The sequence below is a fragment of the Methylobacterium sp. D53M genome, from assembly GCF_053345625.1.
Genome location: NZ_JBKFAL010000002.1, coordinates 86,877 through 101,309 on the forward strand (window position 1 = coordinate 86,877; position 14,433 = coordinate 101,309).

Annotated in this window: 11 protein-coding genes; 5 read left to right on the forward strand and 6 right to left on the reverse strand. The window is 73.1% G+C overall.

The window, feature by feature from the left end:
* Window positions 1-237: 237 nt before the first annotated feature.
* Window positions 238-1,692: a CoA transferase gene (locus tag ACLBYG_RS04550; RefSeq protein ID WP_447680736.1), complete on the reverse strand. Its 1,455-nt coding sequence runs from the start codon at window positions 1,690-1,692 to the stop codon at window positions 238-240.
* A gap of 75 nt (window positions 1,693-1,767) precedes the next feature.
* Between ACLBYG_RS04550 and ACLBYG_RS04555 the strand changes: the two genes are divergently transcribed.
* Complete coding sequence (locus tag ACLBYG_RS04555; RefSeq protein ID WP_447681030.1) at window positions 1,768-2,901, forward strand: citrate/2-methylcitrate synthase; 1,134 nt, start codon at window positions 1,768-1,770, stop codon at window positions 2,899-2,901.
* Between the two features lie 67 nt (window positions 2,902-2,968).
* On the opposite strand, the gene ACLBYG_RS04560 is transcribed toward ACLBYG_RS04555, so the two are convergent.
* Window positions 2,969-3,832, reverse strand: a complete 864-nt coding sequence (locus tag ACLBYG_RS04560; RefSeq protein WP_091926402.1) for a class II aldolase/adducin family protein — start codon at window positions 3,830-3,832, stop codon at window positions 2,969-2,971.
* Between the two features lie 129 nt (window positions 3,833-3,961).
* On the opposite strand from ACLBYG_RS04560, the gene ACLBYG_RS04565 reads away from it, so the two are divergent.
* Together ACLBYG_RS04565 and ACLBYG_RS04570 are read left to right on the forward strand one after the other, a co-directional pair.
* Complete coding sequence (locus tag ACLBYG_RS04565; protein WP_447680737.1) at window positions 3,962-4,870, forward strand: LysR substrate-binding domain-containing protein; 909 nt, start codon at window positions 3,962-3,964, stop codon at window positions 4,868-4,870.
* A gap of 218 nt (window positions 4,871-5,088) precedes the next feature.
* Window positions 5,089-6,450 (forward strand): NAD(P)H-dependent oxidoreductase, encoded by a 1,362-nt coding sequence (locus ACLBYG_RS04570; RefSeq protein WP_447680738.1) that lies wholly within the window; start codon window positions 5,089-5,091, stop codon window positions 6,448-6,450.
* A gap of 4 nt (window positions 6,451-6,454) precedes the next feature.
* Here ACLBYG_RS04570 and ACLBYG_RS04575 read toward each other — a convergent pair whose 3' ends face one another.
* Both ACLBYG_RS04575 and ACLBYG_RS04580 read right to left on the reverse strand, forming a co-directional pair.
* Entirely contained in the window at window positions 6,455-7,369 is a 915-nt protein-coding gene (locus ACLBYG_RS04575) for an AraC family transcriptional regulator (protein WP_056522847.1), read from the reverse strand.
* Between the two features lie 85 nt (window positions 7,370-7,454).
* Window positions 7,455-7,685 (reverse strand): hypothetical protein, encoded by a 231-nt coding sequence (locus tag ACLBYG_RS04580; RefSeq protein WP_012321783.1) that lies wholly within the window; start codon window positions 7,683-7,685, stop codon window positions 7,455-7,457.
* Between the two features lie 552 nt (window positions 7,686-8,237).
* On the opposite strand from ACLBYG_RS04580, the gene ACLBYG_RS04585 reads away from it, so the two are divergent.
* Window positions 8,238-9,554, forward strand: a complete 1,317-nt coding sequence (locus ACLBYG_RS04585) for an HlyD family secretion protein (protein WP_427507194.1) — start codon at window positions 8,238-8,240, stop codon at window positions 9,552-9,554.
* Window positions 9,551-11,695 (forward strand): peptidase domain-containing ABC transporter, encoded by a 2,145-nt coding sequence (locus ACLBYG_RS04590; RefSeq protein ID WP_447680739.1) that lies wholly within the window; start codon window positions 9,551-9,553, stop codon window positions 11,693-11,695. Before ACLBYG_RS04585 ends, ACLBYG_RS04590 begins: the two co-directional genes overlap by 4 nt.
* A gap of 19 nt (window positions 11,696-11,714) precedes the next feature.
* Here the strand turns inward: ACLBYG_RS04590 and ACLBYG_RS04595 are convergent, their stop codons facing one another.
* Window positions 11,715-12,674, reverse strand: a complete 960-nt coding sequence (locus ACLBYG_RS04595; RefSeq protein ID WP_447680740.1) for a helix-turn-helix domain-containing protein — start codon at window positions 12,672-12,674, stop codon at window positions 11,715-11,717.
* 134 nt (window positions 12,675-12,808) lie between these two features.
* Window positions 12,809-14,206 carry an MFS transporter gene (locus ACLBYG_RS04600; protein ID WP_447680741.1) on the reverse strand — a complete coding sequence of 466 codons (1,398 nt, stop codon included), beginning with the start codon at window positions 14,204-14,206 and terminating at the stop codon, window positions 12,809-12,811.
* Window positions 14,207-14,433: the final 227 nt, after the last annotated feature.

The following is a 14,433-nucleotide window of genomic DNA, read 5'->3' on the forward strand; positions in this document are numbered from 1 at the left end:
CAGTGCGAGACGGGTTCGGCGAACCGGGTGCGCTTTGACGTAAACGGTGGTATTATTTTCGGTCTTCGGTCGATATGTGCAGATTTTAAGAAAACTGGCTATTAAATCTTCACTTAAACCTAGTATTAAAAACGCCGACAAAACGCATTACAGATCATGAAGGCGAATTGCCAGATAACATAGATCGGTGTCAAGCGTTCCGCCGCGCGGAGGCTGCAAAAACATTCCCGCGATTGGTCAATTTATAGCGCTTCTGCTCCCCGGAGCGGCTTTCGAGCCGGACCAGCGCGCGCTGCCGAAATGTCTGACTTGTGCGGCCTCCGTCGTGCCGAGATCGCAGGCCGGGCGATCCCACCGCAGCGGCGCGCCCTCGATCCGCACGGGCGCGTGCAGCCGGAGGGCAGGTCCCCACGCCGTGTCCTCGATCTCCGGGGCGTAATCCGCGTCCCGATATCCGCCGAAGGCGGGCCCCGGCGCGCTGCCGGGATGGTCCGTGAGCAGGCGCGCGGTCCGGGCCAGGGAGAGCCGCGCGGTGACGGCGTGCCCGTCGCGCTGCCGGGCGATCAGGCCTCGCACGGCCGCCGCCGCCATCAGGTAGCCGGTGGCGTGGTCGAGCGCCTGGACGGGCAGCGGCACCGGCCGGTCGGCCTGTTTCCACCGCTGCCCGGCCGCCGCGATGCCCGTCGCCATCTGGACGAGGCTGTCGAAGCCGCGCCGTCCGGCCCAGGGTCCGGTCCAGCCGTAGGCGCAGAGCGCGACGTCGATCAGGTCCGGGTTGAGTGCCCGGCGTCGCGCCGCGCCGTAGCCGAGCCGCTCCAGGGCGTCCGGGCGGTACCCGTGCACGAGGATGTCGGCCTCGGCGAGCAGGGTCTCGAAGTGCCGGCGGTCGTCGACCTGCCGGAGGTCGAGGCGCGTGCAGACCTTGCCCAGGGTGATGTCGGGCGCCAGGGACGGCTCATCCCAGCCGGGCGGGTCGATCCGCAGGACGTCGGCCCCGAGGCCGGCCAGGACGCGCGTGGCCACCGGCCCGGCCAGGATGCGGGTCAGGTCGAGGACCCGGATCCCCGCGAGGGGACGGGCCGGGTCCGGGCGCCACGGCACCCGGTGCTGGACGGGCCGTTCCGCGAGCGCCACGAGGGGCTCGGCCCGGACCGCCCGGCCCTGGTCCAGGCCCTCCCAGGCGTCCGGACCGCGCATCGCCGCGGCGCAGCCGCCGGCGCGCAGGATCGCCCCTTCCAGGTCCTCGGCCGCCGCGCGGGCCACGGCGGCCGCCACCGCCTCCCGCTCGCCCGGACAGTCGAGAACCGCCAGGGCGGCGGCGCGGTGACGGGGCGCGTTGGTGTGCAGCCGGATCCAGCCATCCGCCGCCCGGTAGTCGCCGGCGATCGGGTCCCAGGCGGCCGGCAGCATCCAGCCCTGCGGCCGCACGGAGGTGCCGAACCACGCCGAGGCCAGGTGTCGGTCGACCGCGACGGCGGGCGCGGGGCCGGACAGGCCGAGGAGTTCGGAGACGGCGAGGCCGGCGGCGCCGATCGACGCCGTCGCCAGCGCGGTGACCGGGAAGCAGGAGGGCAGGCTCCCGGTGCCGGTCACCGCCAGCCGGTCTCCGGCCTCGGGCGGCAGCGCCAGGGCGGCCTGCGCCTCCGCGAGGATCGGCGCCAGGGCGTCGTGGTCGGCGTGTCGTTCGCGCATGGTCGCGGCCCTCGATCGGTTCGCGCAGGCTGCCGGCCGTCGACGGATCGATCAATCTTGATACATCTGATCAACATGACGGAATGGCTGGACCGCGCCGAAGCCCTCGACGCCCTCGGGATCCGGGCCCAGACGCTCTACGCCTATGTCAGCCGCGGGCTGATCGAGGCGCGGCGGGCGCCGGGCCGGCGCCACAGCCAGTACCGGGCCGCCGACGTCGCGACGCTCGCCGACCGGCGCGGCCGGAGCCGCGCCAGCGCGGCGATCGCCGCGGGGGCCATGGCCTGGGGCGAGCCGTCGGTCGTCACCGCGATCAGCACCGTCCACCGGGGCAGCCTGATCTACCGCGGCCGCGACGCCGTGGCGTTCGCCCGCGACGCGAGCCTGGAGGCGACCGCCGACCTCCTGTGGGACAGCCCGGAGGCGACGCTGTTCGACGTTCCGGCCGACGCGGCCGCGACGCCGTTCCTGGCGCTGGCCGGGCTTCTGCAGGAGGCCGAAGTCGCGCTGGGCCGCGGGCACCACCGCCTGTGCCGCGACGCGCGCCGCGCCGTCGCGCATCTCGCCGCGTCCTGCGGCATCCCCGAAGGCCGGGCGCCCCTGCATCAGGGCCTCGCGCGGCTCTGGTCCCTCGACGCCGCGACCGCCGACCGGGTCCGTCAGGCGCTGGTGCTGCTGGCCGATCACGAGCTGAACGCCTCGACCTTCGCGACCCGCGTCGCCGCCTCCACCGGCGCGCCGATCGCGGCCTGCCTCATGGCCGGGTTGAGCGCCCTGTCGGGACCGCGCCACGGCGGCGCCGCGGCGGCGGTGCTGCGGCTCGTCGACGAGGCCGCCGCGACGGGCCCGAGGGCGGCCGTGCGCGCCTGCCTGGATCGGAGCGGGGCGCTGCCGGGCTTCGGCCACCCGCTCTACCCGGACGGCGACGCCCGCGCCGCGGCCCTGGGCGCGGTCCTGCCCGCCGACCCCCTGCTGGACGCCGTCCGGGACTGCGCCGCGGAGGCGACGGGGGCGCGGCCGAACATCGACTTCGCGCTGACGGCGCTCGTCCGGACGGCGGGCCTGCCGCGGAGCGCGCCGTTCACGATCTTCCTGCTCGGCCGGAGCCTCGGCTGGGCGGCGCACGCCATGGAGCAGGGCCGCCAGGGGACGCTGATCCGGCCGCGGGCCCGGTACGAGGGGCAGCGGCGCCCGGCGGACCGCCCATAGCGAGAGGGCCGGCCTCGCGGCCGGCCCTCGATCTGTCGCGGTCCCCCGTGCGGGGCGGGCGCCGGCCTCAGGCGAACATGTCGGGCTGGGTCTCGGCGATGTGGTTGTACAGCGTCTGGAAGTGCAGCCAGCCGATGTAGTCGCTGCCGACGTGCTCGCGGCTGTAGCGGGCGGTCTTCTCCGAGAGGAGCTGCGGCTTGATGCCGGAGGCCTCGACCAGGAGCTGCTGCTGGCAGGCCCGCTCGAGGGCGATGAACCAGAAGGCCGCGTCGTCGATGCTGTGCTGCGAGCAGGTCAGCAGGCCGTGATTCTGGTGCAGCACGCCGCGGTTGCGGCCGATCTGCTGGGCGACCGACAGGCCGCTCTCCTTCTCCACCGCCACGGCGCCCGCCGAGGCGCCGATCACCGCGTGGCTGTTGTAGAAGGCCGCCGCGTCCTGGCTGATCATCTCCAGCGGCCGGCCGGTGGCGCACCACGCGGTGCCGTAGGTGGTGTGCGCGTGGCACATCGCCATGACCTCCGGGTACTCCTCGTGCACGGCGGCGTGGAGGACGAAGCCCGCGCGGTTGATGGCGTGGCGCCCCTCGACCACGCGGCCCTTGTGGTCGGCCAGGATCAGGTTCGACATCCGCACCTGCGAGAAGTGCACGCACATCGGGTTGGTCCAGTACAGCTCCGGACGCTCCGGGTCGCGGATCGTCAGGTGGCCGGCGAAGCCGTAGTCGAAGCCGTGCATCGCGAAGGCGCGGCAGGCGGCCACGAGGTGCTTCTTGCGGTAGTCCCGCTCCTCGGCGTGGTCGGCGAAGTCCGGGATCTCCGGGAAGATCAGGCCGGCCTGCTCGGGCTGGTAGATCGAGGTCCGCCTGCGGCCGGCATCGTCGTTCGGCAGGTCGAGGGCGACGGCCGCCTCGTGGGCGTGATCATCGAGCATGGCGTCTCCTTTCGTCGGGGTACGGACCGGGCCGCCGATCGCGTCGTGGTCGGCACTATCCTGCCGGATCCGCGCGTTGACAAACGACGATTTTTCACGCTTTCCATGAATTCAATTCACGGATTGCACATGCGCCGGATCCCGAGCTTCTCCGCCCTGCGGGCCTTCGAGGCGGCCGCGCGCCTGGGCAGCTTCGCCCGCGCCAGCGCGGAGCTGCACCTCACACCCTCGGCGGTGAGCCACCAGATCCGGGCGCTGGAGCGCTGGTTCGGGCGCGCCCTGTTCCGGAGGGCGAACCGCCAAGCGCTCCTCACCGCCGACGGCCAGTGCCTGCTGGCGGGGCTCTCGAGCGCCTTCGACGCGATCGAGGCGGTCTGCGCCGACCTCAGCCCGCCGTCGCCCGCGTCGCTGGCCGTGCACTGCACACCGAGCTTCGCGGCGAAGTGGCTCGGGCCGCGGCTCCCCGCCTTCGTGGAGGCGCATCCCGGCATCGCCATCCGCCTCTCCACCAGCGCCGACCCGGTGGATCTCGGGCGGCACGAGGAGATCGACATCCTGATCGCCTACGGCCGGCCGCCGCACGGGCCCGGCCTGACCGTCGAATCCCTCGGCCCAGAGGAGATCGCCGCCCTCTGCGCGCCGGAGGTCGCCCGGGCCGCGCAGCCGGACGCGGCCGGATCGATCGGGCCCTTCACCCGGCTCGACTCGTCCTTCAGCCCCGTCCGCTGGCCGGACTGGTTCGCCCATAACGGTCTGCCGGTCCCGGCCGGGGCGGCGGGCGCGGCCTTCGACCGGGGCTCGCTGGTGATCTCGGCGGCCGTTCAGGGGCTCGGCGTGGCGCTGGAGACCCTGCGGTTCGCCCGGGACGAGCTCGCCGCCGGGCAGCTGGTGCGCCTCGGCGGCGATCGGGTCGCGAGCCTGACCCGCGACCTCCACTTCATCTGCTACCGCGAGCGCGACGGGGCCCTGGAGAAGATCCGGGCCTTCCGGCACTGGCTCCTCGACGTGGAGGCGCAGAGCCGGGCCGAGGCGGCCTGAGGCGGCCCGAGGCGGCCCGAGGCGGAGAGACCCGATCCCTCACCCCGCCCCGCTCCCGCACGGGAGAAGGGGGCGGCGCGTCGCCCGAACAGACCCCCCGTCTTTTCATCCGGCGGGCCTCAACGGCATCGGGAACCGCGCTAGGTCCCCGTCCAACGACGCGGCGAGCGCGGCGGGGCCCGGTCCCGACCGCGCGCCACCCAGGGAGAGAACGCCCCATGTCCCTTTCCGCCAAGCTGCAGCGGCGCGCCGACGAGGGCCGGCCCGTCCGGGTCGGCCTGATCGGCGCCGGCAAGTTCGGCTCGATGTACCTGTCGCAGGCGCCGCGCACGCCCGGCATCCACCTCGTCGCGGTGGCCGACCTGTCGCCCGACCGGGCGCGCGAATCGCTGCGCCGGGTCGGCTGGGACGATTCGCGGTTCGCCGCGCGGGGGCTGGAGGAGGCCGCGCGCGGCGGCACGACCCTCGTGACCGAGGATGCCGACGCGATGATCGCGAGCCCGTTCGTGGACATCGTCATCGACGCCACCGGCAGCCCGGCCGCCGGCATCCGCCACGCGCTGAAGGCCTTCGCGCACGGCAAGCACATCGTCATGGTCAACGTCGAGGCCGACGTGCTGGCCGGGCCGCTGCTGGCGCGCCGGGCGGCCGAGGCCGGGGTGATCTACTCCATGGCCTCGGGCGACCAGCCGGCGCTCATCGCGGAGCTGGTCGACTGGGCCCGCACCATCGGGCTGGAGGTGATCTGCGCCGGCAAGGGCACCAAGTACCTCCCGGCCTACCACGCCTCCACGCCCGACACGGTCTGGGGCCATTACGGCTTCAGCGAGAGCCAGGTCGCCGGCGGCGACTTCAACCCGCAGATGTTCAACTCCTTCCTCGACGGCACCAAGTCGGCGCTGGAGATGGCCGCGGTGGCCAATGCCTGCGGGCTCACCCCGCCGCGCGACGGCCTCGCCTTCCCGCCCTGCGGCGTCGACGACCTGCCGAGCGTCCTGAAGCCCGCGGCGGATGGCGGCCTCCTCACCGAGCGCGGCACCGTCGAGGTGGTCTCGTCGGTGGAGCGGGACGGGCGGCCGGTCTTCCGGGACCTGCGCTGGGGCGTCTACGCGGTGTTCGAGGCGCCGAGCCCCTACGTGCGCGACTGCTTCGCGCAGTACGGTCTCAGGACCGATTCGAGCGGCCGGTTCGCCGCGACCTACAAGCCCTATCACCTGATCGGGCTCGAGCTCGGCATCTCGGTCGCCTCCATCGCGGTCCGCGGCGAGGCGACGGGGGCGACAGGCGACTGGCGCGGCGACGTCGCCGCCACGGCCAAGCGCGCGCTGCGGGCCGGGGAGCGGCTCGACGGCGAGGGCGGGTTCACCGTCTACGGCAAGCTGATGCCGGCGGCGGATTCCCTGGCGCAGGACGCCCTGCCGATCGGCCTCGCCCACAACATGGTCCTGAAGAACGACGTGCCCGCGGGCCGGGCCGTGCGCTGGAGCGACGTCGCCTTCGACGCCGATCAGGAGGCGATCCGCGTCCGGCGCGAGATGGAGGCCCTGTTCCGCGGGGGAGCGGGGAGGGCTGCCGGGTAGCGCCTCAGGCGCGCCGGCCGGCCGTGCGCCCGGTCGGCGAGCGCCCGACGAGCTTCCGGAACGTGCGGCTCATGGCGCTGGCGCTCGTGAAGCCCGATCGCGCGGCGACCTCCGCCATCGATCCCGCGCCGGAGCGGATCAGGGCCTCGGCCCGGCCGACGCGCTCGCGCATGATGTACTGGTAGGGCGTGACCCCGGTGGTCTGGCGGAAGGCTCGGATGAAGTAGCCCTCGCTGAGCCCGACGATGCCGGCCAAGGCGGAGACGGTGATCTCCCGGTCCAGGTGCTCCCGGATATACGCGCAGGCCCGCCCGGCCTGCGACGCCGAGAGGTCGGGCGCCGCCGACCGGCCCGGAGCGCGCGCGGCGACGACCGAGCGCAGGATCGCCAGGTGGAGGCTCTCGATCAGCAGCGCGTCGGGCGACGGGTCGTCCCGGTGCGCGCAAGCCAGCGCGTCGAGGATGTGCCAGGTGCTGCGGCAGGCGCGGAGATCGCGCCCGTCCGCCGCGAAGGCGATCTTGCCGATCGGCGCCTCGGCCAGCCGCTCGACGGCGGCGGCCGAGAAGGAGAGGACGCGGCCGGCATACGGGCCCGCCCAACGGGTCGTGCCGTTCAGGCCGGGACGCCGGACCAGCAGGCCTTCGCGCTCGGTCAGCCGGGCCGCGATCTCGTAATCGACCGCGTGGTGCGCCCCCGCGGGCTGCGTGCTGGCGGCGACCTCGAGGCCCGTGACCGCGTGCGTGCTCCACCCGCCGGTGGGGAAGCGGAAATCGATGAAGGTGACCTCCGGGAGGCCGCGGTCGCTCGGCGCGTAGCAGGTCAGCTCGGGGCGGCCGGAGAGATGCCCGGCGCTGCCGCTGGTGGCGTAGGCGAACGTCTCGGCCGAACTCTCGCCTGAACTCTCGGCTGTTCTGTCCATGCGGGCCCGTGATTCCGGTGTCGTCGCGGTCACGCCCCGCGACGGAGGAGGGCGGCCCCGCGGCCGCCCTCCCGGTGTCAGACCGTCAGCGCAGGGAGCCGGTCACGCCGCCGACGACACCGCCGACCGCGCCGAGCACGCTGCCCACCAGGCCGCTCACCAGACCGCCGACCTGGCCCACGACCCCCGAGACCGCACCGAGCTCCTGGCTCGCGTCGACCCCGAGGCCGACAGTGAGGCCGACCCCGAGGCCGCCGCCGACCTGGTCCAGCTCGGCGGCGCTCAGCTCGCGGACGGTATCGATGCTGTCCTGCATGATCGTTCTCCAGATTGAGATTCAGGTAGAAGGTTATTTGCTTCGATCTATTGCCTGATCGTAGCGTCTAGGCGCCTTGGACGTCGGCACCTGCCTTTAGGATTACAGAGATGTGCTTCGTGTCAATCGGTCATGGCCAGCCGATAATGCTCGCGGACGATCGAGCCCGGCCAATGCGCAAAAACTGACAGGCCTTGTCTTTCCCGGGCCGTGCTCCAGACGCTGTCGGCACTGCGGCCGCCTGCGCTGCGAAGCGGCGCGTCTCAGCGCGTCTCCCGCCGTCGGGTTTTCGCAACGCAGCACGCGATGATGCAAAAACTGACGTCCTGCTGCGCTGCAACGCAAGCTCGACGGCGAATTGAAATAAGCCTTTGAAAAATGAACGTTTTTCGACGTATGCGCGACGTTCTGACGCGGGCAGGATAATTCAAAATTCGCCGTTTCGGCAAGTGTTGACATGAAACTCCCGTGATGCGACCGAGTAAGGTGGCAGATGCGCTGAGCATTGTCCTCAAATACGGCTGTCTCCTTCAGGAAGGTTGCTTTCTCCGGGTGCCAAGTCCGCTCTTTCGACTTGAGGTTATCGAGGCGCGACGCAACGCGTGGCTGGGCGAGGCGCAGATCATCCAGCCTCTGCCGGTCCGCATCGTGGCCGTGGCCTGCGTGATCATGGTGGCGGCGGTCGGCCTGTATGCCTGGCAGGGCACCTACACGCGCCGCATCCACGCCGTCGGCCTGCTCGCGCCCGATATCGGGCTGATCAGCCTCGCCAGCCCGGTGGCGGGGCGCGTGGGCTCGACCGGCGTCCGCGAGGGCGACAAGGTCGCGCGCGGGCAGCTCCTGTACACGATCGACCTCGACGCCGTGTCGGCGAGCGGCCCCACGCAGGAGCGCGTGATCGCCGAGCTGGAGCGCCAGCGCCAGAGCGTCGAGCGGCAGCGGACCGCCCGTGCCGATCTGGCCGGGACGGAGCGGCAGGCGCTGCGCGAGCAGGTGGCGAATCTGAGCGAGCAGTCGGCCCAGCTCGCCAAGCAGATCGACCTGCAGGACAAGCTGGTTCCGCCGCTCCGGGCGCGGGTCGAGGAACTCGCGGACGCCGTGGCGCGCGGCTACGCCCGCGCCGCCGACTTCCAGAGCCAGAACTACCTCTACATGCAGGCGAGCGCGCAGCTCGCCCAGTTCCAGCAGAGCCGCCTCCAGATCGACGGCAAGCTCGCCGAGACGAAGTCCCAGCTCGCCGCCTACGACGACCGGTTGGCCCGCGACCTCGCCGACCTCGACCGGACCGCCGCCCAGCTGGCGCAGCAGAAGGCCGAGAGCGAGGCGCGCCGCGCCATCGAGGTCCGGGCGCCCGAGGCCGGGACCCTGACGTCGATCCGCGCGCAGGTCGGCCAGACCGTGGCGGCCGGGGCGACGCTCCTGACCCTGCTGCCGAGCGCCGGGCGCCTCCAGGCCAACCTGTTCGTCGATTCGTCGGCCATCGGCTTCGCCGAAGCCGGCGCGCCCGTGATGCTGCGCTACGCCGCCTTCCCCTTCCAGCGCTTCGGCCTGCACCGCGGCGTCGTCACCGAGGTCACCCGGGCGCCGCTGGGCAGCGACGACGCGCCCGATTTCGCGCGGCGCGCCGCCGCCCGGGGGGAGGGGACCGACCTCTACCGCATCGTGGTCCGGCCCGATTCCGACACCGTGCTGGCCTACGGCGAGCGGCGCAGCCTCGAGGCGGGCATGCGCGTCGAGGCCGACATCGCCCTGGAGAAGCGGTCGCTCTACCGCTGGCTGCTCGATCCCGTGACGCATGTCCGGGAGAGCCTCGCCCTCGTCACGCGCGGCGGCCTCGACGCCCTGCCGGTCCGGAAGGCCGCCCCGTGACGGCGTCGTCCCTCGCCGCCCGGCTGGATTTCGGGCTCCGCCGCCGGGTGCCGGTCGTCCTCCAGGCCGAGGCCGCCGAGTGCGGCATGGCCTGCCTCGCCATGGTCCTGGCCTATCACGGGCGCCAGATCGACCTCGCGACGCTGCGGCGGCGCCATCCCCTGTCCCTCAAGGGCATGACCCTGCGCAACCTGATCGACCTCTGCGGCGCCCAGGGCCTGACCGCCCGCGCGCTCCGGGTCGAGCTCACGGACCTGCCCCGGCTCCGGCTGCCCTGCATCCTGCACTGGGGCCTCAACCACTTCGTGGTTCTGACCCGGGTCGAGCGCGGCGGCCTCGTCATCAACGATCCGGGCCGCGGCCGGCGGCGGATCAGCCTCGCGGAGGCCTCGCGGGAATTCACCGGCGTCGCCCTGGAGGCGGTGCCCAACCCGGGCTTCCGGCGGGAGCGGGCCGCCCCAGGCCTGCGGCTGCGCGACCTGTTCCGCAACATGGCCGGCATCCGCGCCGCCCTGGCCCAGGTCCTGGCCCTCTCCCTCGGGATCGAACTCGTCGCCCTCCTGATGCCCATCGCCTCGCAGGTCGTCATCGACGAGGTGATCGTGAACGCCGACCACGATCTGCTCCTCGTGGTGGCGATCGGCCTCGCGCTGCTGCTGCTGCTCCAGCTCGGCCTCAGCATCGCCCGCACCTGGGCGATCATGCTGGCCGGAACCCGGCTGAACTACCAGTGGTCGGCCGGCCTGTTCGACCACCTGTCGCGCCTGCCCCTCGACTACTTCGAGAAGCGCCATGTCGGCGACGTGATCTCGCGGTTCGGCTCCCTCGCCACCATCCAGAAGGGCCTGACGACCGATCTCGTCCAGGCCATGCTCGACGGGCTCATGGCGGTCGGCATGCTGGTGATGCTGACGGTCTACGGCGGCTGGCTGGTCGCCGTGGTCCTGGCCTCGACGGCGCTCAACGCGGTCCTGCGGGTCTTCGCCTACGGCGCCTACCGGGAGGGGAGCGAGGAGGCCCTCGTGGCCGAGGCCCGCCAGCAGACGCACTTCATCGAGACGGTCCGCGGCATGGCGAGCGTCAAGCTCCTCGACCTGCGCGAGCGGCGCGGCGGCGCCTGGATGAACCACTTCGTCACGGCCCTGAACGCCCGGCTGCGGCTGCAGCGCCTCGACCTCGTGTTCGGCCGCGCGAACGAGTTCCTGTTCGGCCTCGACCGGCTGATCCTGCTGGTGCTCGGCGCCCGCGCGGTCATCGGCGGGTCCCTGTCGCTCGGCATGCTGGTGGCGTTCCTGGCCTATCGCGACCAGTTCGCCACCCGGATCGGCAGCCTGATCGACGCGTGGTTCAAGCTGCGCATGCTCGACGTGCAGACCGACCGGCTCGCCGACATCGTGCTGTGCGAGCCGGAGGAGCAGGATCTCGCCGTCGGGGCGCAGCCGGGGGCGCCCCCGGTCGTCGCCCTGAAGGCCGGAACGCTCGCCGGCGCGGGCCTAGCGCTGCGCTACGGGGCCGACGAGCCCTGGATCTTCCGCGGCGTCTCGCTGTCCGTCCGGGCCGGTGCCTGCTTCGCGATCACCGGTCCCTCGGGATGCGGCAAGACCTCGCTCATGAAGGTGATGATGGGGCTGACGCCGCCCAGCGAGGGGATCGTCACCGCCGACGGCCAGGACATCCGCACCGCCGCCGGGTCATACAGGCGCCGGATCGCCGGCGTGATGCAGAGCGACGGCCTGTTCGCCGGCTCGATCGCCGAGAACATCGCGGCCTTCGACGAGCATCCGGACGCGGGCTGGATCGCCGAGTGCGCCGCCCGGGCGGCGATCCTGGACGACATCCGCCGCATGCCCATGGGCTTCGAGAGCCTCGTCGGCGACATGGGCTCGACCCTGTCGGGCGGCCAGAAGCAGCGCATCGTGCTGGCGCGCGCCCTCTACCGGCGGCCCGAGATCCTGTTCCTCGACGAGGCCACGAGCCACCTCGACGAGGCCACCGAGGCGGTGATCGCCCAGGCCCTGCGCGACCTGCGGATGACGCGGGTCATCGTCGCCCATCGCCCGGCCACGATCGCCCACGCGGACGCGGTGTTCGATTTCCCCGCCCAGGTCCGTGGCCGGGCGGATCTCGCCGCCGCGGGCTGACGCGCCCGACGCGCTTCGCCTAGGGGAGCGCGGGCCGGAGGTCGCCCGGGGCCAAGCCGAAGCGCTTGCGGAAGCCGCGGTTGAAGGTCGGCACGTCGGTGAAGCCGCACGCGTAGGCGATCGAGGCGATCCGCAGCTTGTCGTCGCGGCGGGCCTCGAGGCGTCGGCGCGCGAGGTCGAGGCGCGCGTCGCGGATCGCCGCCGCGATGCCGCCGGTCTCCGCGAAGGCGCGGTACAGGCTGGTCCGGGAGAGACCGAGCGCGCGCTGGATGTCCTGCGGGTTCAGGTCGGGATCGTGCATCCGCCGCGCGATATGGGCGCGGGCGAGCGAGACGACGGCCGCCTGCGAGACCGCCTCCGGATCGCCGCGCCGGGCCGCGCCGTCGACGAGGTGGCCGAGGAGGTGGAGTACGCCCTCGACGGCCGCCTGCGCCTCGTCGGCGGACATCCAGGCGACCGAGCCGGCCACCCCGCGCAGCCGCGCCCGGACCTCCGCCCCGGCCGGGAGCGGGCCGAGGCTGCGGCCCGCGAAGGCGTCGGCGTCGCCGACGAAAGCCTCGAACATCTTGCGCGGGACGGCGAGGCGGATCTCGCCGTAGGCGCTCTGGGTGCCGGCCACGAAGGGCCGGTTCCGCGTCAGGAAGCTGATGTCGCCGGGGGTCAGCTGGGCCCCGCGGCCGTTCTGCTCCTGGTAGCCGACGCCGTCGAGCGCGAGGCCGATCACCACCATCCCGCGGGCGTTCCGGTCGACGTGGCGGGAGCGGAACTCCACCGCGACCGGGCTGCTCACCGTGTGGGTCAGCGCCCAGCCGGCCGAGGCCACGCTCAGGCGCTTGGCCGCGAACCGCTCCCGGGGGTGCCGCCGGCCGATGTCGCCGAACCTGGCCAGGGCCGTGCAGCGCCAGAACTCGAAGGCCTGCTTGGGGTCGACGTGGCTGGTCGTCTCGACGAGGCTCGGGACGAGCACCGGGCTAGACACGTGTGACACCCCCGGCGTGCCCGGCGGTTCCGTCCGGCCGCCTGCGCAACTTTATCGTGTGAATCTTGCCGGATTGGCAACCGACGCCATCCGGCGCGGCGCCGCGGGTCGGAGACCCGCGTCTCCGGGTTTCCCTAAGCAACGGCCCGACCGGACAGGCCGCGCGGTCCGGCGAGGAGCAGGGCCGCGCTCGCCGCGAGGACGAGCGTGATCACCGCGAACATCGCGTGCGGCCCGTAGGCCGAGAGGATCGGCAGGAGGATGATCGGCGCCAGCGCGGCCGCGACCCGGCCGCCGGCCCAGGCGCAGGTCATGGCCGAGGCCCGCAGCGGCGTCGGGAGCAACTCCGTCGCGTAGACGGCGAGGATGCTGCCGTAGGTCGCCGCCGCGGTGTTGAAGGCGATGCCGACCAGGACCAGGGTCAGGAACGTGCCGCTCGCGGCGAAGGCCGTGCCGAGGGCCGCCATCGCCGCCGCCAGGGCCGTCAGGACGGCGCGCCGCTCGAGCCGGTCGATCGCCAGCGCGGTCAGCAGGGTACCCAGGGGCGGGCCGAGCATCGACAGCGCGGCGAAGACGAGGGATTGATCGACCTTGAAGCCCTTCTCCACCATCACGACGGCGCTGAGCAGCGGGAAGGCGATCGTCGCTAGGGGGGCGAGGGTGTAGAGGCCGACGAACAGGGCCGTCCGGCGCAGCTGGCGCGTCTCGGCGAACAGGCCCCGGAACCCCGCGAGCCCGGTCGCGGGCGGGTCCGTGTCCGGGTCGGTGGGGGCGGCGACCCGGACCCGGCCGGCCGCGCGCTCGAACCGGCGGCAGGCGGCGTCGGCCTCGGCGGAGCGCCCGACCGAGGCGAGCCACCGCGGCGATTCCGGCAGCCGCGCGAACAGGACGCCGCCGAGCGCCGCCAGGGCGCCCCCGATGATCAGCGCCCAGCGCCACGGCTCGATCCCGAGCGGCGCGGCCGGGGCCATAATCTGGACCACGCCGATGGCGGCCAGGCCGCCGAGGAGCCCGAGTCCGGCGCAGACCAGCAGCGTCGCGCCGCGTCGGCGCGCGGGCGTCACCTCGGCGAGGTAGGTGGCGACCAGGGGCGGGAACCCGCCGATCGCGAACCCCGAGACCGTCCGGGCGATCGTCAGCGCCGTGAGCCCCTGGCTCGCGGCGGCCGCCAGCGATCCGGCGGCCATCAGCGCGAGGGAGGCCTGGAGCGCGCGCCTGCGGCCGAGGCGATCCCCCAGCATCCCGAAGACGGGCGCGCCCACGGCGCCGCCGGCGAACACGGAGGCGAGGAGCAGCGAGAGGCTGCCCCGCGGCATATTGTAGGGCGGCGCGAGGAAGATGGCCGCCAGGGCGTTGCTCAGGGCGACCTCGGCGATGTCGGTGAACAGGCCCAGCGTGCAGACGGCGAGCGCCGCCGCGTGAAGCCGCGTCATCGGCAGGGAATCGAGCCGCCGCGTGACGGCCGCGATCGACCCGGCGACCGATGCGGCGGCATCGGAGGCACTCGCGGTCTGGCTTCCGGCGGCGATCAAGCGTGTGAGTCCTCTCCGGCCGGAGCGTGCCCGCAACCGGTGACGCACCGCCACGGCAGCGTGTTCCCCACCGGGGAACGTGACGGCGTTCACAAATGCACCATGCGCGCCATGGTTGCGGGTCGCAGGGAGGTCGGCGGTCCGCGGATCTTGCTGAGCTGTCGATCCGCCCTCCGCCGGGAGCCTCGGCGCGGGGGCCGCACCGCCGTTCCGCGCCTTGCTGATCG